Raw genomic sequence first — 20,699 nt, 5'->3', positions numbered from 1 at the left:
AGGGCGTGGTGAGCTTCGACAACGCCTACGAGGCCCTCGACCAGGACGGCGGCGCCCACTGGGCCTTCGGCACCGGCTTCGCCGACCCGCTCGCGGGCATCGCGGCGACCCCGGCCGGTCCCGAGCTGGCGGCCCGCTGCCTGGCGCTCGGCGACGACGCGCTGATCATGTCCCACCGGCTCCAGGAATGGTGCACCCGCGCGCCCGAGCTGGAGGACGAGGTGGCACTGGCCAACATCGCGCTCGACCTGCTCGGCCAGGCCCGGCTGCTGCTGTCGCGCACCGGCGGGGACGAGGACGCGCTGGCGTTCCTGCGGGACCCGGCGGACTTCCGCAGCGTCGCCCTGGTGGAGGCGCCGAACGGCGACTTCGCCGACCTGGTGGCGCGGCTGCTGGTGTTCTCGACCTGGCGGCTGGCGCTGCTGCAGCGGCTGGCGGACGACGCCGACGAACTGCTCGCGGCCATCGCGGCGAAGGGGGTCAAGGAGGTCACCTATCACCGCGACTACGCCGCCCGGTGGACGCTGCGGCTGGGCGACGGCACCGAGGTGTCCAAGGCCCGGATGCAGGCGGCGCTCGACCGGCTGTGGCCGCTGGTCGGCGGGCTGTTCACGCCGGACGAGCTGGGGCTCGACCCGGTGACCGTACGCGCCGAGTTCGACGCCGTGATCGGCGAGGTCCTGCGCGCGGCCACGCTCACACGTCCTGCAGAGAAGGGCGAGCCCGTACGGCGCGGCACCCACGACCCCGCGCTCACGGAACTGCTGGCCGAACTGCAGGGCGTGGCGCGGTCCTACCCAGGAGCGGTGTGGTGACCGCGGCCGAGGTCGCGGCGAGCGTGGCCGACCCGGAGCTGCCGCAGCTCACGCTGGCCGAGCTGGGGGTGCTGCGCGAGGTCCGGGAGGACGCGGACGGCGTGACCGTGTGGATCACGCCGACGTACTCGGGCTGCCCGGCGCTCACCGCCATGCGCGACGACCTGGTGCGGCTGCTGCGGGCGGCGGGCCACGAGCGGGTCGAGGTCCGGGTGGTGCTGCGCCCGGCGTGGACGTCCGACTGGATCAGCGAGGCGGGCCGCCGCAAGCTCGCCGAGGCGGGGATCGCCCCGCCGGGGGCGGCGCCGCGCCGTACCGGGCCGATCCCGCTCACGCTCGGGCCGACACGGCACGCGGACTGCCCGAGGTGCGGCGCGGCGGCCACGGAGGAGCTGTCGGAGTTCGGCCCGACCGCCTGCCGGGCGCTGCGGCGCTGCCTGGCGTGCGGGGAACCGTTCGACCATTTCAAGGAGATCTGAGCATGAGAGCGCGGTCGCACACGTTGCGGGTGGAGGCCGTCGAGCGGTTGTGCGCCGACGCCGTCGCCGTGACCTTCGCGGTGCCCGACGATCTGGCGCAGGTGTACGCCTTCCGCCCCGGGCAGTCGCTGACGCTGCGCCGGGTCGTGGACGGCAGGGACGAGCGGCGGTCCTACTCGATCTGCTCACCGGCCGGAGGGCCGCCGCGCGTCGGGGTACGCGAGGTGCCCGGGGGGCTGTTCTCCGGGTGGCTGACCCGGCAGGTACGGCCGGGCGACGAGATCGAGGTGCTGCCGCCGAGCGGCTCCTTCACCGCCGACCTGCTACCCGGCCAGCGGCACGTGCTGGTCGCGGCGGGCTCGGGGATCACGCCCGTGCTCTCGGTGGCGGCCTCGGCGCTGGCCGTACCGGACTCGAAGGTGACGATCCTTTTCGGCAACCGCACGACCGACAGCGTGATGTTCGCCGACGAGCTGGCCGACCTCAAGGACGCCTGTCCGGAACGGCTCGAACTGGTCCACGTGCTGTCGCGCGAGCCGCGCGAGGCCGAGCTGTTCAGCGGCCGGATCGACGCCGAACGGCTCGCCGCGCTGCTGCGGCGGCTGGTCCCCGTCGAGGAGGTGGACCACTGGTGGCTGTGCGGGCCGCACGGCATGGTCGAGGACGGCCTCGCCGTACTGGCCGGGCTGGGGGTGGCGCGCGAGCGGGTGCACCGGGAGCTGTTCTACGTCGAGGAGGAGCCGCCGCCGCCCCGCGCGCACACCCCTGCGGAGCAGCGGGAACGCGCCGCGACGCTCACCCTGGTCCTCGACGGGCGCGAGAGCGTGGTGGAGCTGCCCCCGGACACGACGGTCCTGGACGGCGCCCAGCGGGTCCGGCCCGACCTGCCGTTCGCGTGCAAGGGGGGCGTGTGCGGCACCTGCCGGGCCAAGGTCGTGGCGGGCGAGGTGCGGATGCGCCGCAACTTCGCGCTCGACCCGGCCGAGCTGGCCGCCGGGTTCGTGCTGACCTGCCAGGCGGTGCCGGTGACCGAGGAGGTCGGCGTGGACTATGACGCGTAGTCGCCGAGGGTGAGGTCGTCGTTGGACTCGTCGAAGATCAGGTGGGTGCGGGTGCTGAGGACGCCGGGAATCGAGTGCAGGTCGTTCAGCACCAGATCGCGCAGCTCGCTCTGGCCGGGCACCCGTACCAGGGCGAGCACGTCGAAGTCACCGCCGGTGAGGGCGAAGTGCAGGATTCCGCGCACCCGGCGCAGGCGGGCGCTGACCTCGCGCCAGGAGTTCTGCTCGATCCGCAGCGTCACGTACGCCGAGGTGGTGAGGCCGATCCCGACCGGGTCGAGCCGCGCGGAGAAGCCTCTGACCAGGCCCTCGGTGGTGAGCCGGTCGAGCCTGCTGTAGGCGCTGGCGCGGGAGATGTGCAGGCTCTCGGCCAGGGCGCGGACCGAGACGCGGGCGTCTCTGCACAACGCGGCGATGATCTTGCGGTCCACGTCGTCGAGGTCACCGGGCGTACGGCGTCCGGGCCGATGGTGGTCGGCCATCTGACCAGCGATTTCCATGGATTCACCCCAATCGTCTGACTTTTCTCATGATGTCTGGACATTTCTCCTTATTTGGTCGCACTCTAGCGGAGAAACAGCCACGAGAGGAGTCCCGCCGTGGTGGCGAAACCCGGTGCCGAGTTGCTGCCCTCCGCCCAGCCCGTGCAACTCGTGGACGCGCGCGGCAGGCGCGCCCCGAAGAGCAGGTCCCAGGGGTACGGCCTGCCGCCGGACGACACCCTGCTCGCCGCCTACCGCGCGCTGGTCGTCGGCCGCCGCTTCGACCGGCAGGCCGGCAGCCTCGTCAGGCAGGGACGCCTGGCCGTCTACCCCTCCTCGCACGGGCAGGAGGCCAGCGAGGTCGGCGCGGTGCTCGCCGTACGGGACACCGACTGGGTCTTCCCCACCTACCGCGACAGCGTCGCCCTCGTCGCCAGGGGCATCGACCCCGTCGAGGTGCTGACCCTGCTGCGCGGCGACTGGCACTGCGGCTACGACCCCCGCGCCCACCGCACCGCGCCCCAGTGCACGCCGCTGGCCACCCAGTCGCTGCACGCCGTCGGCGCCGCCTACGCCGCCCGCGCCAGAGGGCTCGACGACGTCGCGCTCGCCTTCCTCGGCGACGGCGCCACCAGCGAGGGCGACTTCCACGAGGCCGTGAACTTCGCCGCCGTCTTCCGGGCGCCCGTCGTGTTCTTCGTGCAGAACAACAAGTACGCGATCTCCGTGCCGCTGGCCAGGCAGACCGCCGCCCCCTCGCTCGCGCACAAGGCCGTCGGGTACGGCGTGCCCGGCATCGGCGTGGACGGCAACGACGTCGCCGCCGTCCTCGCCGTCGTCGGAGCCGCCGCCGAACGCGCCAGGAACGGCGGCGGGCCCACCCTCATCGAGGCCCACACCTACCGCGTCGAGGCCCACACCAACGCCGACGACGCCACCCGCTACCGGAGCGACGAGGAGGTCGCCGCCTGGCGGGAGCGCGACCCGCTCGACCGGATCACCGCCTACCTGAGCGGCGCCGGTCTCCTCACCGACACCCTCGTCGAGGAGGTCGCGGCGGAGGCCGAGCAGGTCGCCGAGGACGTGCGCACCCGGGTGCCGCAGCAGACGCCGCCCGCGCCCGGCGAACTGTTCTCCCACGTCTACGCCGACCCCACCCCCCAACTGCGCGAGCAGGCCGAACGGCTGCTCGCCGACCTCGCACAGGAGGAGCGGTGACCTCGCTCGCCCAGGCCGTCAACACGGCGCTCGCGCACGCCATCGAGGACGACGACAGCGTGCTCGTCTTCGGCGAGGACGTCGGGGCGCTCGGCGGCGTCTTCCGCGTCACCGACGGGCTCACCGCCAAGTACGGCGAGGACCGCTGCTTCGACACGCCGCTCGCCGAGTCCGGCATCGTCGGCATGGCGGTCGGCATGGCCATGAACGGGCTGCGGCCCGTCGTCGAGATGCAGTTCGACGCGTTCGCCTACCCGGCCTTCGAGCAGATCGCCAGCCACGTCGCCAAGATGCGCAACCGCACCAGGGGGGCGGTCACGCTGCCCATGGTGATCCGGGTGCCGTACGCGGGCGGCATCGGCGGGGTCGAGCACCACAGCGACTCCTCGGAGGCGTACTACGCGCACACCCCCGGGCTCGTCGTCGTCGCGCCCGCCACGCCGTCCGACGCCTACAGCCTGCTGCGCGAGGCCATCGCCCACCCCGACCCGGTCATCTACCTCGAACCCAAGCGCCTCTACTGGAGCAAGGAGGACGTCAGCCTGCCGGTGCGGACCGCGCCGTTCGGCACCGCCGCCGTCCGCCGCTCCGGCCGCGACGCCACCCTGGTCGCCTACGGCCCGGCCGTCCCCGTCGCCCTTGAGGCCGCCGAGGTCGCCGCCGCCGAGGGCTGGGACCTCGAAGTCGTGGACCTGCGGACGATCGTCCCCTTCGACGACGCCACCGTCGCGGCCAGCGTCGCCAGGACCGGGCGGGCCGTCGTCGTCGCCGAGGCGCAGGGGTTCGCCAGCGTCGCCTCCGAGATCGCCGCCCGGATCGGGGAGCGGTGCTTCCACTCCCTTTCCGCGCCGGTACGGCGGGTCACCGGGTTCGACATCCCCTACCCGCCGCCCAAACTCGAACACCACCACCTGCCCAGCGTCGACCGGGTCCTCGACGCCGTCGGCACCCTGCAGTGGGAGGACGCGTGACCAGCCACTCCTTCACCCTCCCCGACCTGGGCGAGGGGCTCACCGAGGCGGAGATCGTGCGCTGGCTCGTCGGCGTCGGCGACCGGGTGCGCGTGGACCAGCCGGTGGTCGAGGTCGAGACGGCCAAGGCCGCCGTCGAGGTGCCCACGCCGTACGCGGGGGTCGTCACGGCCCAGCCGGTGGCGGAGGGTGACGTGGTCACGGTCGGCTCAATCCTCATCGTCATCGGCGATCCCGACGACGTGAAGGACCCCGCGAACGCCGAGGGCACCGGGGGTGCCGGGGGCCACGGCGATCGCGACGGTCTCGGGCCGGAGGCCGCCCGGTACGTCGAGGAGGAGCGCGCGGGTTCCGGAAACGTCCTCGTCGGCTACGGCGTCAGCACCGCGAAGCGCCGCCACCGCATCCCCCGCCGCCCCACCGGGCTCTCAACAGGCCCCGCCCCCTCAGCCTCGCCCCCGCCCTCAGTCTCGCCCTCGCCCTCGCCTCCCGCGCCGAGCACCGCAGGGCGGCCGTTGGTGGTCTCGCCGGTCGTGCGGCGGCTGGCGCGGGAGAACGGCGTCGATCTCGCCGCCCTGCCCGGCAGCGGCCCGGGGGGCCTCATCACCAGGTCCGACGTCACCGCCGCCATGACCGCGCAGACCACGGAAACGGCCGCCCCGCAGCGCCCCGCCGTACCGGCTGGGGCCCCGCAGAGCGGGGGCGGGTATCCGAGGCCGGTGCGGGAGCGGATTGCGCTGCGGGGTGTCCGCAAGGCCGCCGCCGAGGTCTTCACCCGCAGCCGCCGCGAGATCCCCGACGCCACGACCTGGGTGGACGTCGACGCCACCGAGCTCATGCGGCTGCGGCGGGAGCTGGCCGAGCCCGTCGGCGTACTGGCGCTGGTGGCCCGGTTCGTCCTCGCGGGGCTGGCCCGCCACCCGGTGCTCAACAGCCGGGTGGAGGCGTCCGGCGAGGTCGTGGTCTTCGACGGCGTCAACCTCGGCATCGCCGCCCAGACCCCGGGCGGCCTGGTGGTGCCCGTACTGAAGGACGCCCATCTGCTGAGCGCGGCCGAGCTCCACGACGCGCTCGGACGCCTCACCACCACCGCCCGCGAGGGCGGCCTGACCCCCTCCGACCTGACCGGGGGCACGTTCACGCTCAACAACTACGGCGTCTTCGGCGTGGACGGCTCCACCCCCATCGTCAACCACCCGGAGACCGCCATGCTGGGCCTCGGCCGGATCCTCGACCGCCCCTGGGTGGTGGACGGCGCGGTCACGGCCAGGAAGATCGCCCAGTTGTCGTTCGCCTTCGACCACCGCGTCTGCGACGGCGGCACGGCCGCGTCGTTCCTCCGCTTCGTCGCCGACTGCGTGGAAGACCCCCGGCAGGCCCTCGTCTCCATCTGACAAGTCAGTCACAGGAGCCGGGCGATCTGGGTCGCCGTGGTGAGGACCAGCGGAATGATGGCCTCCTCGTCGCGCCGGCCGATCGTCACCACACCGACGCTGGCCTCGGCCGGGCGACCGGCCGGGACGATCGGCGCGGCGACCCCCCAGGCGCCGGACTGGAGCTCGCCGGAGGTGACGGAGTAACCGGCGGCGCGGGCCTGCGCGATCGCCGGACGCTCACCGGGTTTGGGCGGGCGTCCGGCGAGTATGGCGATCCCGGAGGCGCCCCGGGTCGCGGGGTGCCGCGTGCCGGCGCGGTAGGCGGCGTGGAACTGCGACGCGCGCGGCTCGACCACCGTGAGGACCACGGCCTCGTCCTCGCCGCTGTCGAGCACCGTTATGAACGCCGTGGCGTTGCAGCTGTCGGCCAGCCCCTGGAGCGCGGAGACCGCCGCGCTGCGGAGCCGGTGCTGGACGGCGGCGTTGAGCTCGACGATGCCGAGACCGAGAGTGAAACGGCCGCCGATGCGGGTGACCAGCCGGTGGTTGCCGAGCGCGGTCAGATGGCGGGAGACCGCGTTGCGATGGATCCCGGCCACCTGGGCGAGTTCGCTGATCATCAACCCGTCGGGATGGTCCCTGAGGATCTCCAGGAGCCGCAGGCCCGTGTCGATGGTCTTGGAGCCCAAGGCGTCAGAAGGGTCGGCGGCGGTCATGTGTCGTCCGAGCGGCGAACGGGGGTGAAGCGGACGGGCAGATGCTTGACGCCGGCGATGAAGTTCGACACCAGCCGGTCGGGCGGCCCGGCGAGTTCGAGGTCCGGCAGCCGCCAGAGCAGTTCGCGGTAGAAGGCACGCAGTTGCAGGCGGGCGAACCGGGCGCCCAGGCACACGTGCGGCCCGTCGCCGAACGAGACGTGATCATTGTCTTGCCGGGTGATGTCGAAGCGCATCGGGTCGGCGAACACGCGCTCGTCGTAGTTGGCCGCACCGTGGAAGACGACGACCTTGTCCCCCGCCGCGATGGACTGCCCGGCGAGCACGGTGTCGTGGACGGCGGTGCGGCGGAAACTGAGGACGGGCGGATGCCAGCGCAGCGTCTCCTCGATCGCCGAATCGAGCAGTTCCGGCCGCGCGAGCAGGCGGCGATGCTCCGCCGGGTGCTCAAGCAGCGCCATCAGCCCGCCGGGCAGGGCCGATCGCACGGTGTCGTTGCCCGCGATGACCAGGAGGAAGAAGAACATCGACAGCTCGGCGTCGCTGAGCCGTCGGCCGTCCACCTCCGCCGTGGCGAGCGTGGTCATCACATCGTCCGCCGGATGGCGGCGCTTGTGGCGGGCCAGGTCGGCGGCGAACTCGAACATGTCACGGAGCATGGCCGGAGAGCGCGGGTTGACCGGCCTGCCGGCCGGGCCCCGGACGGCGGAGGCGTGATCGGGATCCTGGTAGCCGACGACCCGGTTCGTCCAGGTCAGGATCAGGCCGCGATCGGCGACGGGGATGCCGAGAAGATCCGCGAGGTTCTGGATCGGGTAGTCGTCGGTCACGTCCACCGGGACGTCGCACTCGCCGCGTCCGGCGATCTCGTCCACGAGACTGCGGGCCCGTGCCGCGATCGCGTCGGCGAAGCGTCCGATGCGCCCGGGGGTGAACGCGCCGGAGACGATCCGCCTGAGCCGGCCGTGCTCGGGCGGGTCGAGGTTGAGCATCATCCGGCGGATGAACGACAGGTCGGCCGGATCCGGGTCGCGGATCTGCGTGGCGCCGATCCACGAACTGAACCCGGTCGGCGTGCGCAGCACCCGCACGACGTCCGCGTGGCGGGTCACGGCCCAGAAGCCGGGCCCGGCCGGCCAGTCTCCGATCTCGTGCTCCTCCTGCCAGTGCACGGGGTGCTCGGCACGAAGCAGGCGGTACCTCTCGTGCGGGATGCCTTGCGTGTAGATACGCGGGTCGAACACGTCGGTCATGGCATCCCTCTCCCAGCCGTCAGGCGGCCAGAAACCGTTCGATGGCGGACACGAGAGCCAGCGGCGTCTCCTCCATCGCGTAATGGCCGGCCTCGGACAGCGTCAGCAACTCGGCGTTCGGGTACCACTGCAGCCAGGTGCCCCGCATGGCCTCGGCGGACAGGGCGGGGTCGTGCTCGCCGACGATGACGAGAACGGGCGCGGCGCTGCCCGCGATCTCCGCCTGGAAGTCGGCACCGCCCCACGCGTCCAGGTAGGCCCGGTACGAGGCCACGGTGGAGTTCCGCAGCGAGTTGCCGACCATCTCGTCGAGCCAGCGGCCCGGCAGCCTGTTGCCCGTGGTGAGATCGATGATCGCGCGGCGGCCGGCGGGCTCGTCGGCGGAGCCGGAGAACAGCGCCCAGGCCTGGTCGTCGAACGGGACACCGCTGGCGGGCACCGGGGAGATGCCGACGAGCTTGCGGACCCGGCCGGGCGCCTCCAGCATCACCCGCTGGATCGCCGCTCCGCCCATCGAATGACCGATCAGCGAGAACGTCTCCCACTGGAGCTCGTCGGCGAGTGCCGTCACGTCCGCGGCGATCTCGGCGAGGGTGTATTCGCCGGTGAGATCCATCGCCTCGCCGTAACCCCGGTAGTCGGGAAAGGCGTAGGTGAAGGCGTCGCCGTCCAGATAGGGGTGGATCTTCTGAAAGGAGGTACGGTCGCCCAGCCAGCCGTGCAATGCGATCACACGGTGTGGCCCGGAACCGCGAACGTCGTGGGGAAGGGCGACGGGAGGCATGGCGCGTTCTCCTTCATGGTGTCGGTGAATGAGCGGACGGTCCGGGGTTCGCTCGCATGTGCGGCGTCGCCCTGGCATTCCAGGCTGAACCAGACGTACTTCCCGGCTCCGTGCCGGACGGCACCCCACCGGTCGGCCTGCGCCTCCACGAGGTACATCCCACGGCCGCTCTCGGCCAGGAAATCGGGGATCCGCACCTGGGGCAGGGCCGGGTCGGGGTCGCAGACCGCCAGCCAGAACACGGCGAAGCCCGCTCGCACGTTGATCCTGATCTCCGGGACGCCGCGGGCGGCCGGGACCGCGTGCTGAACGGCGTTGGTGACCAGTTCGCTGGTCAGCTCGATGATCGTCGCCTTGTCCGCCGGGGAGAGGCGCAGCCGCCAGGACGCGCACATCGCCGTCACCCAGCGGCGGGCGACGGACGGCGCGACCGGGGAGGACGGGAGATCGCACCAACTGGAGACCTGTCTGTCTGCCAGGCCGCTGACGTTGCTCATGGCGTGCTCATCCGGATCGGCGGTAGACGGCGTGTGGGGTTGTGGCCGCCGTGTCGCGCGACCCTTTCCGGCCTGCCGGCGGGACGGGGTGCCGGCGCGTGCTGCTGCGGCGGGACTGGGCGGGTCCTGTCTCGGATCGCAGGCGACAAAGCGCTAACACAGCGTTGAAGTCTCCCGAATGCCCAAATAATGGGCGTCGCAGTCAAATAATGGGCGTGATCAAATAATCAGACGGATCGGGGCGGCTGTCAACGCGAATGGCAGAACATCTCGACTCATCGTGTTGACATCGCCCGGTCGCCGCCGTTCGGGTCCAGGCGGCGAGCCCGCGCGGGCGGCCCTAGGGCGAAGGGCTGACGGCGGTGTCGGTCCGGTGACGGAGGCGGGCCGCAGCACAACGATCTAGCGTGGTGCCCACCATCTGAGGAGGATCACATGAGCCTGTACGGCGTGTCGGTGCCCGCCTCGCAGCACCGTCTGGCGGAGGCGTTGGAGACGGCCCAGATCGCCGACTCCCTGGGCGCGGACCTGGTCACCACCGGGGATCATCCGTACATCCCAAGCGAACTGGACACCTGGACGCTCCTGCCCCTCATCCTCGCCCGCACCGAGCGCGTGAAGGTCGCCCCGAACGTGGCGCCGCTGGCGCTACGGCCGCCCACGACGCTGGCCAAGGCGTCGGCGACGCTGGCGGCCGTGAGCGGCGGCCGGTTCGTGCTCGGGCTCGGCGCGGGCAGCGTGGACGAGCGGGTCCGAGGCTTCGGCGGTGCGTGGACGACGGTCGGCGAGGCGATCGGGGCACTGGACGAGGCGATCCCGCTCATCCGGCGGCTGTGGACCGCCGGACCCGTAAGCCACCAGGGCACGCATTACCGCCTGTCGAACGCGACCGGCGGACCCGTACCCGAGACCCCGATCCCGATCTGGGTGGGCGCGTTCAAGCCGAGGATGCTCGCGATCACCGGCCGCCACGCGGACGGCTGGCTGCCCACGAACGCCTACCTGGAGCTGGCCCAGGTGCCGGACATGCAGCGGGCGGTCGACGCGGCGGCGGAGGCCGCCGGCCGGGACCCGTCGCAGGTGCGACGGGTGTTCAACGTCATGGGAACGATCTCCGACTCGGCTCCCGAGCGCGACGACCACCTGGTCGCGGGCTCGGCCGCGCACTGGGTGCGGGTGCTGCGCGACTACCGGGAGCGGCTCCGGTTCGACTCGTTCGTCTTCTGGCCGGTACAGGGCGACACCAGGGAACAGACCCGCCTGTTCTTCGAGAAGGTCCGCCCGCACCTCGAAGGCTGATCGAGAATCCCGGCCCGGCCGTGAGGCGATCGGGAAACCCGGACTCGCCACGAGCCGACCGGGAACCCCGGAGGTGACCGGGCGAATGTCAGTGGGCGCAGCTACGGTACCGGTCGTGAGCACACCCCTCGACGATGTGATCAACGGCGCTCCTGAGGTGGTCGGCAGGCGGCTCGAAGCCGACACCTCCGCCGAAGGCGCCCTGCTGGCGGCGGTGTACCAGGCCAGTGACCGCGACACGGACGCGGCTGCCAGGCGGCAACTCCTCGCCCTCGACGCCACCCGGTACGGTCACCCCGACCTGGCCGCCCGCCTGGCCGCGACCGCCGTACCCGGTGCGCCCGAGGCGAGATGGGCCGTGGAGTGGGCCACCGGCACCCGGCTCAGCCCGCGCCCCAGCCGCAGCCTGCCGGGCGTGTTCGCCCGGCCGCTGGCCACGGTGGCGATCGACGGCCGCCCGCACCTGGTCGGCTGCGGCCCGGAGCCGACCGTCCACGTCTGGGACCTCACCACCGGCGAGCAGGTCGGCAAGCCGCTCACCGGCCCCGACGAGGAGATCGCCTGCCTGGCCCCGGTGACGGTCGGCGACCGCCCGCACCTGGTCGCGGGCGACGAGAACGGCTCCCTGTGGCTGTGGGATCTCATCACCCGCGAGCAGGTGGGCGACCGGCTCACCGGCCCTGCGGGAGAGGCGCGAGAGCTGGCGACCGCCACGATCGACGGCCGCCCCCACGCCGTCAGCCTCGGCAAGGAGTCCCTGCGCGTGTGGGATCTGACCACCGGCGAGCAGCGGGGCGAACCGCTGACCGGCTTCACCTACTGGAGCCCGCTGACCACGACGGTGATCGACGGCCGGCCGTACGCCGTGGTCGGAGAGAGCGGCGACCTCCACGTGTGCGACCTGACCACCGGCACGCGGGCGGACCCGCTGCGGACCTGCCACCAGGTCGACTCCCTCGCCTCCGTCACCATCGACGGGCGGCCCTGTGTGGTCGTGGGCAGCCTCGACGAGGACGGCCTGTCGGTCTGGGACCTCACCACCCGCGAGCTGCGCGGCGAGCGCATGCTCGACGATCCGGGTGCGATCGAGTCGATCGCGCCTCTCATGATCGAGGGCCGCCCTCACGCCGTCACGGCCAGCGAGGACCGCACGATCCGGCTCTGGGATCTGACCGCCTGCCGACAGGTCGGCCGCCCCATGATCGGATTTCCCGCCGGTGTGGACAGGGTGAGCGCGGCGCTCGTCGGCGGCCGCCCCGTCGCCGTCGACTGGACGCTGCGCGTGTGGGACCTCACCGAGCAGGTGGGCACGTACCTGCCCGGTCATCCGTACGTCGAGGTGGAGAACCTGAGCCGGGTGGTCGTCGACGGCCGGGCGCACGTCCTGTCCGAGGACGAGCACGGCACGACCCAGCTTCGCGACCTGGCGACCGGCACCTTGGTGGAAGGGGATCACCCGGCGGCTGAGGACACAGCGCCCCTCGACGCTCCGGCCGAACTCGCCGACGAGATCGAGAACTCAAGGGGGGCGGCCCGGCTGACCGTCGGCGGCCGGCCGTACATCGTCACGGCTTCCGGCGACACGGGCGGCTGGGCGACGTCCGAGGTGCTCGTGTGGGACGCGATCACCGCACGCCAGGTCGACCGGCTGGTGTTCCCCTGCGACGTGAATGCGCTCATCGGCACCCCGGAGGGGCAGATCGTGGTCGCCTTCGGCCTCGACCTGGCCGTGCTGCGGCCCGTCGGCGGCTACCCCGAGGCGGCGGAGCGGTAGGCAGTGGGGCTCACGCCGAGCACCCGTTTGAAGGCCGTGCTGAAGCCGAACGCGTCGGCGTACCCGACCCGGCGGGCCACCGAGGCGACGGTCGCGGCGCGCTCGGTCAGCATGTCGGCGGCCAGCGCCATCCGCCACCCCGTCAGGTACGCCAGCGGCGGCTCCCCCACCAGCTCGGTGAAGCGCTTCGTGAGCGTGGTGCGCGACACCTTCGAGGCGGCGGCCAGCCTGGCGAGGGTCCACGGCTCGGCGGGCGAGTCGTGGATGGCGCGCAGCGCCGGCCCGACCACGTCGTCGCCCAGCGCGGAGTACCACCCTGGCACCACCGCCTCGGGCCGCGAGAACCAGTCGCGCAGGGTGCACACCAGCAGCCAGTCGAGCAGCCGGTCGAGGACGAGCTGGTGGCCGGGACGTCCGTGCAGGAGCTGGAATTCCAGATAGCCGTTCATGTCGGCGCAGCCGTGCTCGTCCGGCACCACGAGCACGGGCGGCAGCACCCGGACCAGCCGCCGCGCCAGCTCGCCGCCGATCTCGTAGGAGCCGGTCAGCAGCACGGTGCGCCCGGTCAGGTCGGCGGGCGGGGCGGTGTCGGGGATGTCGGTGGCGGGCCCCGGGTCCGGGGAGTCGGCGAACACGAACGGCTCCACGCCGGTCACGACGGCGGCCTCGCCCGCGACCATCCGGTGGGCCGCGTCGTTCCTGATCAGCCAGCCTTCGCCGCGCAGCGGGGCGACGAGCGTCAGCGGGGCGCCGGTGGCGACCCGCGCGGCGTACGGCGCCGACAGCACGGACAGGTCGAACACGGCTCCTTCGCCGCGCACGCCTCTCAACAGGTCGTCGTACGGATCCACGCTGCCACGATAGCCGTACGATCAGACAGCTCCGCCGGACGCTCCCCCATGTCAGAACCCATCGGTCGCTGATGGGATGAATGACATGAGCGACATTCTGATTCTGGCCGCGACCGGCAAGACCGGCCGCAGCCTGGTGCGCATTCTGCAGGACGCGGGCAAGCCGGTACGGCCCGCCTCCAGATCCAGTGAGGTGCGTTTCGACTGGTCCGATCCCGGCACCTGGGACGCGGCCGTGCGCGGCGCCCGTGCCGTCTACCTGGTGGCCCCGCCGGAGACCGGCCTGGCCCCCGAGTTCGTCAAGCGGGCGAGCGGTGTCGAGAGGTTCGTGGTGCTGTCGGGGCGGGGCGCCGATCGCGTCGACGCGGATTTCGCCAGGAGCATGCTGGAGGCGGAGGACGCCGTCCAGAAGTCCGGCGCCGAGTGGACCATCCTGCGGCCGAACAATTTCAGCCAGAACTTCAGCGAGGACATTTGGTCCGAGCCAGTGTTGTCCGGGCGGCTGGCCGTGCCGTACGCGGCGATCCGGGAGCCGTTCATCGACGTGGAGGACATCGCCGCAGTGGCTGCCGCCGCGCTGACGGGCGACGGCCACGCCGGGCGGATCTACGAGCTGAGCGGGCCGCGCGCGCTGAGCTTCGCGGAAGCCGCCGAGATCATCGCCAGGGTGTCCGGGCGCCCCGTCCGGTATGAGGAGGTCTCGCCCGCCGCCTATCGCGCGGAGCGCCTGGCGGAGGGCTGGGACGCGCCGGACGTGGACGGGGTCGTCTCCATGTACGAGGCCATGAACGCCGGACACGTGGCCGAGGCGACCGAAGCGGTGCGACAGGTGCTCGGCCGCGACCCGATCTCCTTCGAGGAGTACGCCGAGCGAACCTGGTCGTGACGGACGACCCCCGGAACAGCGGGGTCCGGGGGTCGGGGGATTGCGGGGCCGGGCGGAAGGAGCGGCCCCGCGAAGCGGTCAGGAGCCGTTGATGATCACACGGTTGTCGTCGAGGGTCTGCTCGGTCACGCTCGTGATTCCGCTGACGTCCAGCGTCATCGGCCCGGTGGCCGAGCTGAGCACCTTGACGTGCACCTTGACCTGCTGCTTCGGCTTCTGCTGAAGGCCGAGGATGTCACAGGTCGCGGCGAAGAAGGCGTACTCGCAGTTGTTCGTCACGTGCTCGACACCCGTGACCACCTGGCCCTTGTTCACATACGCGTCGAGCTTGAACAACTGGCTGTAGAGCGGTCCGCCGGACTTCTCCACGTCGATCACATAGGTGCCGGTGGTTCCCGGCTGGAACGTTCCGATGGCCGTACCGGAGACGGAGACGTTGGGCAGTTCCTCGCTCGCGGTGGCGGCGTGGGCGGCGCCGGAGAACAGGGTTCCCGCTGCGGCGACGGCGACGGCCAGAGTGGCGATTCTCTTCATCAGATCCTCAGCATCCGTTGCGGGCACGGTGTTTTCGTGCCTCATGGGGAAGATCCTGCCGAGGTGCCGTCGATCGCGCGATTACTTGGGAGGTAGCGCCTCCAGGCGGGACTGGTTGCGCTCTCCCCAGTCGCCGAGCGGCTCCATGGCCTCGACCAGGGTGCGGCCGAAGTCGGTCAGTGAGTACTCGACCCTCGGCGGCACCTCCTGGAAATCCTCGCGGTGCACCAGGCCACTGTGCTCCAGTTCGCGCAACTGCAGGGTGAGTATGCGCTCACTGATCCCCGTCACGGCCCGCCTCAGCTCCCCGAACCGCATCGGCTGCACGCCGAGCCAGAACAGGATCAGCCCCTTCCACTTGCCGCCCATGACGTAGATGGCCGCGTCGAGACCACAGCTGAACTTCATCGCCGCTCCAGCACGAACAAAAATGTCGGTACTTGATGAAGAGTAAGCGCTGCTACCAGCATGGGTGGCATGAATTCGGTAACTGTCATCGGTTTGGGTTCCATGGGCCGCGCGCTGGCCGAGACCTTTCTCGCCACCGGGCACCCCACCACCGTGTGGAACCGCACACCCGCCAAGGCCGCACCGCTCGTGGCCCTCGGCGCCGTTCAGGCGGCGGATGCCGCTGCGGCCGTCGCGGCGAACCCGCTGATCGTCGCGTGCCTGTCCACGTTCGAGGACACCCGCGCGGCGCTGGAGCCCGCCGACCTGCGCGGACGGGACCTCGTCACCTTGAACAGCGGCTCCCCCGCAGGCGCCCGCGCGTTCGCCGCCTGGGCCGTCGCACGCGGCGCCCGGGTGCTCGCGGGGGCGGTGAAGAACGTCCCGTCGGCGGTGGGCGCGGCGGACACGCTGCTCTACTACAGCGGCGAGCGGGCCGTCTTCGACGCGTACGAGGCCACGTTGCGCGTGCTGGGCGGCGACACCGTCCATCTGGGCGACGACGTCGATCTGGCCGCCTTGTACGAGATGGCGGTGGGTGCCACGCTGCTGCCCGCGCTGACGGGGTTCTTCCAGGGCGCGGCGGCCGTCCAGGCGCGCGGGCTGCCGGTGGCGAGCATGGTCCGCTACTCCGAGAAGTGGCTGGACATGATCAGGTCGCAGCTGCCGGTCTACGCGAAGGAGATCGACAGCGGCGACTACGGCGACGGTGCCTCGGCGGTGAAACTGTTCCTGTCCGACGCGGAGCTCAACGCCGAGTTCACGAAGGAGACCGGCGTGGACACGTCCTGGCAGGCGCCGCTCGACGACCTGGTACGGCGAGCCGTCGCCGCGGGCCACGGCGAGGACAGCATCGCCGCCCTGACCGAGGTCCTGCGCAAACCTTCGTGAGCCGGCACTGAGGGTGCGCCCACCCCACCGGGCGACCCGGCGTCGTGGCGAGCCTCAGGCGGTTCGTCTGAACGGTGCCAGCAGGCCGGGGACCGCCTCCTCCGCGAAGGCGACGCCCTGCGCCGGGGTCACGTCCTTGACCCGCTGGCTGCCCACGGCGGTCGTCGCCGTCAGCGTCATCAGGCCCCTGCGGCGCTGGGCGGGGGATCTGCTCAGTTTCCACCCGATGACCGCGTCCTTGCGGACGGCCGCCGTACGGCGGCGGGCGGCGCCGTACCGGGTGAGGAGGTGGGGGCCGGAGAGGCCGTGTCCGAGGTTGCGGGCGGAGTCCACCGCCAGTGGCAGCGTGACGAGCAGGCAGGCGGGCGCGAGCAGCCACAGCAGGTCCGGCACCCAGCTCAGCCAGGCGCCGAGCGCCCAGAGCGGCACGGCGAGCAGGGCGAGCGGCCAGAGCGCGCGCGCCAGCCGCAGCCGCCGCGCCGCCGGTGGGTGCGGGCGCAGCGGGGCCGTGAGGTCGGGCGCGCCGAGCACCTGCTCGGCCACCCGGAGCGCGACCCGGCGGGGGGCGGGCGGCAGCAGGTCGGCGGAGGTGCGCTCCTCGTCGTCGTCGGGGTCGGCCCCGACGACGAGGGCGCGCAGGCTCGCGCCGCCGCCCCAGCGCAGCGGCAGCGGCTCGGTCAGCTCGACGCCGCGCATCCGCTCGGCGGGCAGGGACAGCGAGCGGGTGGTGAGCAGCCCGCGCCGGACGCGGAGGCCGCCGGGCTCGCGGGTCAGCCGGAAGCGCCACCACATCTCGACGTGCAGGAGCGAGACCCCTGCGGCTCCGGCGAGCAGCGCGGCGAGGACCCCGAGCAGGCCCGCCACCAGCGGCGGGATCGAGGTGACCGCGCCCCAGAACGTGCGCAGGAAGGCGACCTCGGACGGCTCGACGCCGAAGATGTCCAGCACCCGGAACAGCACGCCGACGGGCGCCAGGCCGATGAGGGGCGACCAGCTGCTGAGCAACGCGTACAGCAGCCAGCGCGGGCGCAGTGCGGCAAGGCCCCCGTCGCCCGCCGCCCGCGTGCCGCGCCGATCCGTGGGGCGCGCCCCCTCACCCGCTGCCTGCCCGCCGGGCCACTCCGTCGGGAGCGCCGCGCCGCCGTCCGACAGCAGGACGCGCAGCCGTTCGGCGTCCGTGCGCGAGAGCGCGTTCAGGCTCAGCCCGGCCTCCTGGTCGGCGGTGCCGAGGCGCAGGACCGCGAGCCCGAACAGCCGCTGCACCGGCCCGGCCGTCACGTCCACGGCCCGCACCCGCTCGCGCGGCACGGACCTGGAGCGCCGGAACAGCAGCCCGGTACGCAGTTCGACCAGTTCGTCGGTGATGCGGTAGCGGGTGGAGTGGTGTCGTGCGAGCCCGGCGCCCGCGACCCCCGCGAGGGCGGCCAGCAGGCAGGCGAGCGGGACGAGCGTGCGCCAGCCGATCCCCGCGACGGCGACGGCGGCCGTGGCGGGGACCATCGGCGCGACCACCCGGGCGACCTCCGCCCCGACCATGCGCGGGTCGAGCCGCTGCCAGGCGCTCACGTCGCCTCCCCCGGCACGGCCTGGGTCCTGGCGGTGAGGTGTTCGACGAGGGCGGCGGCCAGGTCGCGGTCCAGACCCCCGATCTTGATCGACCCGGCGGCGGAGGCGGTGGTGACCTTCACCGCCGACAGGCCGAACAACTGCTGGATCGGCCCCCGTACGGTGTCCACGGTCTGGATGCGCGACATCGGCGCCACCCGCCAGACCTGCCACAGCCACCCGGAGGCGGCGTAGACCGCGTCCTCTGTGACCTCCCACCGGTGCACCCGGTACTGCAGGCGCGGCACGATCAGCGCGTACGCCAGGCCGGGCACGCCGACGGCGGCCAGCGAGACCAGCAGCCACAGCCGGGCGGGCGGGATGAGCAGCGCCAGCAGTCCCAGGGTGAGCACGGTGGGCAGCACCGGGACCAGGACCTGCGCGGTCCACCACAGGATCGCGCGGGCCGGAAGGGGGTGTCGGGGTGGCCGGAGTTCGAATTCCTGGCCGTCTGATCTGAAATTTGGCCGCATGGCCAGAATTTAGCACAGATGGGCAGGATCGCTACCAGGCGACCGGAAGCCACCACGCCCCGTACACCAGCATTACGAGAGGAAGCTCTCTTTTAAGAGCTTCCCTTCATTCGATGGAACCACCGGATCCGGCAGAATGAGGGCCATGGGCACCGGCGGACTACGCGAGCGCAAGAAGGCCAAGACGCGGGCGACGATCGCCCGCGAGGCGTTCCGGCTCTTCCGTGAGCGCGGCTACCACGCCACGACCGTCGAGGACATCGCCGAGGCCGCCGAGGTCTCCCCCGCGACCTTCTTCCGCTACTTCCCGACCAAGGAGGACGTCGCCGTCCTCGACGACTTCCCGCCGATCATGGAGGCACTGGCCGCGCAACCACCGGGCGAGCCGGTCGCCGTACTGCGCGGCGCCTTCCGGGCGGCCTTCGCCACCCAGACCCCCGAGGAGATCGCCGCCGGTCACGCGCGCGAGGTGTTCTCCGCGACCGTCCCCGAGCTGGTGGTGGCCAACCTGCGCCGCAGCCCCGGCATGCTCAAGGACATGCGGCGGGCCGTGGCCGAGCGCTCCGGCCTGGACGTCGCCGACCCCCGGCTGCGCGACGTCCTGGGCGCGGTCATCGGGATCATGGTCCTCATCTGGATGGAGTGGTCGGACGACCCCGAACTCGACGGCCCCGCCGAACTCGACCGCGCCCTCGCCCGCCTGGAGTCCGGGGAGCTGTGACGGGTGGCCTCGCCGAAGGGCCTCCCCGTCACGCCATACCCGGGACGGGCATGGCGCCTGGCCGGGGCGTCACGATCGGCGGGCAGTTCGTCGCGCGGGCGGGCGTCCCTGCCTGAGCTTCTTGTCGGTCGCCGCCCATGGTCGTGATGAGCGCGCGTGCTGACGTCGCCATAACTCAGTTGGACGGCAGACCTTGACCCGACCGGCGATCCGGACGATGGTCGTTGAAGACGCTCACCGGACAACGGAGGTCGCAAAGCCATGCAAACTCCCAAGCCTGCTGACGACCTGGATCTCACGTTCTACTGCAAGGACCCCGACTCCGTTCCCGGCGAGGACTGCGCGACCTTCTATCGAACCAACCGGGACACCTGGATCGTCCAGGGCGACCGACGAGAGGAATCCCAGGTGGTCGCGCAACTGGTGGCTCTGAAGCCCTTCGAGACCTCGGTCGAGGTTCCCGAGTCGCTGATAGACCTCTTGGTCCGCAGATACGCTAAGGAGCGTTATGGAACTGATCTCGGCTGAAGAACGACGTAAGTATTTCGCGAGCTTCAAACGTGAAGCTGTTCATCTGGAACTACGAGATGAATACGCCACCAGCAATCTGGAGCGCGAAAGATTCGCGGCATGGAAAGCCGGGGAGCCGGACGATCTGGCCTGGATGGCTCCCTGGTGCGACCGCATTCGCCAGGCCACTGCCGAAGGCAGGCACTATCGGCGCGCCTGCATCGTCTCTGAGCCGCTGTCGGAGTATCGCCGCTTCGCCTATGATGTGGTCGGTCCCAGCGTGGAGGCCGGAGAGGCGATTCACTGGGTTCCCCGGCGACTCACATCGGGGATAGCACTGCCAGGCAACGACTTCTGGATGTTCGATGAAGAGGTGGTTGTTTTCGCAGTTTTCTCAGGGAACGGCGAAGTCGTGCAACGCCAACTCTACACGGATCCCACAGTGATCCAGCTCTGCACAGCCGCCTTCAACGCCGTCTGGGATCTTTCGATTCCGCATCGGGAATATCAGCCCGTCTGATCCGCTGTGTCCGAACAAGCAATATCAGCCAAGCAGGCTTTCGGCGTCCGACTCCGCGACCTCCGCAAGGATGCGGGCCTCACCGGGCGTCGACTTGCCCAGCTGTCCGGCCTGCACAACACCAAGATCAGCAGGATAGAGCACGGGCAACAGAATCCCTCCGAAGACGACATCCGGGCATGGTGCATCGCGTGCGGCGTCGCCCGGATGATCCCGGAACTTGTTGCGGTGCAGCGAGAGATCGAACAGATGTGGGTCGACTGGCATCGACAGCTGCGAGCCGGACAGAAACACATTCAGTCGCGGGCGATCCCGCTGTACGAAAACACCGACCTGCTCTGCGTTTACGAATCCGCCCGCATTCCGGGGATCTTGCAGACGTCTCGATACATAAAAGCCCTCTTCGAGTCTGCGAGCACCCTCTATGGCTTACCGAAAGGGGAGGCCGATGCCGCAGTCGCAGCTCGTATGCCGCGGCAACGACTGAGCTGTTTTCATCTTCGGCGGGCGCCTGCTGATCACAGCGTGATCGCGAG

The 20,699-nt window shown here is 71.6% G+C and carries 24 protein-coding genes; 14 read left to right on the top strand and 10 right to left on the bottom strand.

Translation table 11 applies throughout. The features are described from left to right. Positions 1-8 precede the first annotated feature (8 nt). The 3 genes from paaC to paaE are packed head-to-tail and all read left to right on the top strand — an operon-like array spanning position 9 to position 2,355. Entirely contained in the window at positions 9-815 is an 807-nt protein-coding gene (paaC, locus tag ABD120_RS39085) for a 1,2-phenylacetyl-CoA epoxidase subunit PaaC (protein WP_343955480.1), read from the top strand. Next, entirely contained in the window at positions 812-1,294 is a 483-nt protein-coding gene (paaD, locus tag ABD120_RS39080) for a 1,2-phenylacetyl-CoA epoxidase subunit PaaD (RefSeq protein WP_343955478.1), read from the top strand. Before paaC ends, paaD begins: the two co-directional genes overlap by 4 nt. Before the next feature lie 2 nt (positions 1,295-1,296). Further along, entirely contained in the window at positions 1,297-2,355 is a 1,059-nt protein-coding gene (gene paaE / locus ABD120_RS39075; protein ID WP_343955476.1) for a 1,2-phenylacetyl-CoA epoxidase subunit PaaE, read from the top strand. Here paaE and ABD120_RS39070 read toward each other — a convergent pair. After that, positions 2,343-2,855: an Lrp/AsnC family transcriptional regulator gene (locus ABD120_RS39070; RefSeq protein WP_343955474.1), complete on the bottom strand. Its 513-nt coding sequence runs from the start codon at positions 2,853-2,855 to the stop codon at positions 2,343-2,345. The two genes, paaE and ABD120_RS39070, sit on opposite strands and share 13 nt — an antisense overlap. Before the next feature lie 99 nt (positions 2,856-2,954). On the opposite strand from ABD120_RS39070, the gene pdhA reads away from it, so the two are divergent. Genes pdhA through ABD120_RS39055 form a run of 3 tightly spaced genes read left to right on the top strand, consistent with a single transcriptional unit; the run spans position 2,955 to position 6,420 of the window. Continuing rightward, positions 2,955-4,055, top strand: a complete 1,101-nt coding sequence (gene pdhA / locus ABD120_RS39065) for a pyruvate dehydrogenase (acetyl-transferring) E1 component subunit alpha (protein WP_425564116.1) — start codon at positions 2,955-2,957, stop codon at positions 4,053-4,055. Then, on the top strand, positions 4,052-5,026 hold the full coding sequence (locus ABD120_RS39060) for an alpha-ketoacid dehydrogenase subunit beta (protein ID WP_343955472.1): 975 nt from the start codon (positions 4,052-4,054) through the stop codon (positions 5,024-5,026). Before pdhA ends, ABD120_RS39060 begins: the two co-directional genes overlap by 4 nt. Further along, the gene (locus tag ABD120_RS39055) at positions 5,023-6,420 is read left to right on the top strand and encodes a dihydrolipoamide acetyltransferase family protein (RefSeq protein WP_343955470.1); all 1,398 of its coding nucleotides are present in this window, start codon (positions 5,023-5,025) and stop codon (positions 6,418-6,420) included. The genes ABD120_RS39060 and ABD120_RS39055 overlap by 4 nt, the downstream gene beginning before the upstream one ends. A gap of 8 nt (positions 6,421-6,428) precedes the next feature. Here ABD120_RS39055 and ABD120_RS39050 read toward each other — a convergent pair whose 3' ends face one another. The 4 genes from ABD120_RS39050 to ABD120_RS39035 are packed head-to-tail and all read right to left on the bottom strand — an operon-like array spanning position 6,429 to position 9,652. Beyond that, positions 6,429-7,118: an IclR family transcriptional regulator gene (locus tag ABD120_RS39050; RefSeq protein ID WP_343955468.1), complete on the bottom strand. Its 690-nt coding sequence runs from the start codon at positions 7,116-7,118 to the stop codon at positions 6,429-6,431. After that, entirely contained in the window at positions 7,115-8,371 is a 1,257-nt protein-coding gene (locus tag ABD120_RS39045) for a cytochrome P450 (RefSeq protein WP_343955466.1), read from the bottom strand. The genes ABD120_RS39050 and ABD120_RS39045 overlap by 4 nt, the downstream gene beginning before the upstream one ends. Positions 8,372-8,390: 19 nt before the next feature. Then, on the bottom strand, positions 8,391-9,104 hold the full coding sequence (locus tag ABD120_RS39040) for an alpha/beta fold hydrolase (protein WP_343955464.1): 714 nt from the start codon (positions 9,102-9,104) through the stop codon (positions 8,391-8,393). Beyond that, positions 9,101-9,652: an ATP-binding protein gene (locus ABD120_RS39035; RefSeq protein WP_343955462.1), complete on the bottom strand. Its 552-nt coding sequence runs from the start codon at positions 9,650-9,652 to the stop codon at positions 9,101-9,103. Before ABD120_RS39035 ends, ABD120_RS39040 begins: the two co-directional genes overlap by 4 nt. 435 nt (positions 9,653-10,087) lie before the next feature. Here ABD120_RS39035 and ABD120_RS39030 point away from each other — a divergent pair, with 435 nt between their 5' ends. Next, positions 10,088-10,951: an LLM class flavin-dependent oxidoreductase gene (locus ABD120_RS39030; protein ID WP_343955460.1), complete on the top strand. Its 864-nt coding sequence runs from the start codon at positions 10,088-10,090 to the stop codon at positions 10,949-10,951. A gap of 115 nt (positions 10,952-11,066) precedes the next feature. Next, entirely contained in the window at positions 11,067-12,725 is a 1,659-nt protein-coding gene (locus tag ABD120_RS39025; RefSeq protein WP_343955458.1) for a WD40 repeat domain-containing protein, read from the top strand. Here the strand turns inward: ABD120_RS39025 and ABD120_RS39020 are convergent. Further along, positions 12,701-13,576 carry an AraC family transcriptional regulator gene (locus tag ABD120_RS39020; RefSeq protein ID WP_343955456.1) on the bottom strand — a complete coding sequence of 292 codons (876 nt, stop codon included), beginning with the start codon at positions 13,574-13,576 and terminating at the stop codon, positions 12,701-12,703. The two genes, ABD120_RS39025 and ABD120_RS39020, sit on opposite strands and share 25 nt — an antisense overlap. 85 nt (positions 13,577-13,661) lie before the next feature. On the opposite strand from ABD120_RS39020, the gene ABD120_RS39015 reads away from it, so the two are divergent. Further along, positions 13,662-14,462 carry an NAD(P)H-binding protein gene (locus ABD120_RS39015; protein ID WP_343955454.1) on the top strand — a complete coding sequence of 267 codons (801 nt, stop codon included), beginning with the start codon at positions 13,662-13,664 and terminating at the stop codon, positions 14,460-14,462. Between the two features lie 78 nt (positions 14,463-14,540). Here ABD120_RS39015 and ABD120_RS39010 read toward each other — a convergent pair whose 3' ends face one another. After that, the gene (locus ABD120_RS39010) at positions 14,541-14,996 is read right to left on the bottom strand and encodes a hypothetical protein (protein ID WP_343955452.1); all 456 of its coding nucleotides are present in this window, start codon (positions 14,994-14,996) and stop codon (positions 14,541-14,543) included. Between the two features lie 81 nt (positions 14,997-15,077). Beyond that, the gene (locus ABD120_RS39005; RefSeq protein ID WP_343955450.1) at positions 15,078-15,404 is read right to left on the bottom strand and encodes a winged helix-turn-helix transcriptional regulator; all 327 of its coding nucleotides are present in this window, start codon (positions 15,402-15,404) and stop codon (positions 15,078-15,080) included. Between the two features lie 69 nt (positions 15,405-15,473). Between ABD120_RS39005 and ABD120_RS39000 the strand changes: the two genes are divergently transcribed. Beyond that, entirely contained in the window at positions 15,474-16,334 is an 861-nt protein-coding gene (locus ABD120_RS39000; protein ID WP_343955447.1) for an NAD(P)-dependent oxidoreductase, read from the top strand. A gap of 54 nt (positions 16,335-16,388) precedes the next feature. Here ABD120_RS39000 and ABD120_RS38995 read toward each other — a convergent pair whose 3' ends face one another. Both ABD120_RS38995 and ABD120_RS38990 read right to left on the bottom strand, forming a co-directional pair. Next, positions 16,389-17,900, bottom strand: coding sequence for a PH domain-containing protein (locus ABD120_RS38995; RefSeq protein ID WP_343955445.1), 1,512 nt, complete (start codon positions 17,898-17,900; stop codon positions 16,389-16,391). Beyond that, positions 17,897-18,412 (bottom strand): PH domain-containing protein, encoded by a 516-nt coding sequence (locus ABD120_RS38990; protein ID WP_343955444.1) that lies wholly within the window; start codon positions 18,410-18,412, stop codon positions 17,897-17,899. The genes ABD120_RS38995 and ABD120_RS38990 overlap by 4 nt, the downstream gene beginning before the upstream one ends. A gap of 145 nt (positions 18,413-18,557) precedes the next feature. Here ABD120_RS38990 and ABD120_RS38985 point away from each other — a divergent pair, with 145 nt between their 5' ends. The 4 genes from ABD120_RS38985 to ABD120_RS38970 all read left to right on the top strand — a co-directional run. Beyond that, a complete protein-coding gene (locus tag ABD120_RS38985; RefSeq protein WP_343955442.1) occupies positions 18,558-19,133 on the top strand; it encodes a TetR family transcriptional regulator in 576 nt (191 codons plus the stop codon). Positions 19,134-19,394: 261 nt separating this feature from the next. Continuing rightward, positions 19,395-19,661: a hypothetical protein gene (locus ABD120_RS38980; RefSeq protein ID WP_343955440.1), complete on the top strand. Its 267-nt coding sequence runs from the start codon at positions 19,395-19,397 to the stop codon at positions 19,659-19,661. Then, a complete protein-coding gene (locus ABD120_RS38975) occupies positions 19,642-20,163 on the top strand; it encodes a DUF6879 family protein (RefSeq protein ID WP_343955438.1) in 522 nt (173 codons plus the stop codon). Before ABD120_RS38980 ends, ABD120_RS38975 begins: the two co-directional genes overlap by 20 nt. Positions 20,164-20,169: 6 nt before the next feature. Beyond that, a partial coding sequence (locus ABD120_RS38970; RefSeq protein WP_343955436.1) for a Scr1 family TA system antitoxin-like transcriptional regulator occupies positions 20,170-20,699 on the top strand: 530 nt, incomplete at its 3' end.

Origin of the sequence: Nonomuraea longicatena, assembly GCF_039525605.1 — a bacterium.
In the GTDB taxonomy this organism is placed as follows: Bacteria; Actinomycetota; Actinomycetes; order Streptosporangiales; family Streptosporangiaceae; genus Nonomuraea; species Nonomuraea longicatena.
The sequence above is the reverse complement of the archived record's forward strand: the minus strand, read 5'-3'. Positions and strand labels throughout refer to the sequence as shown.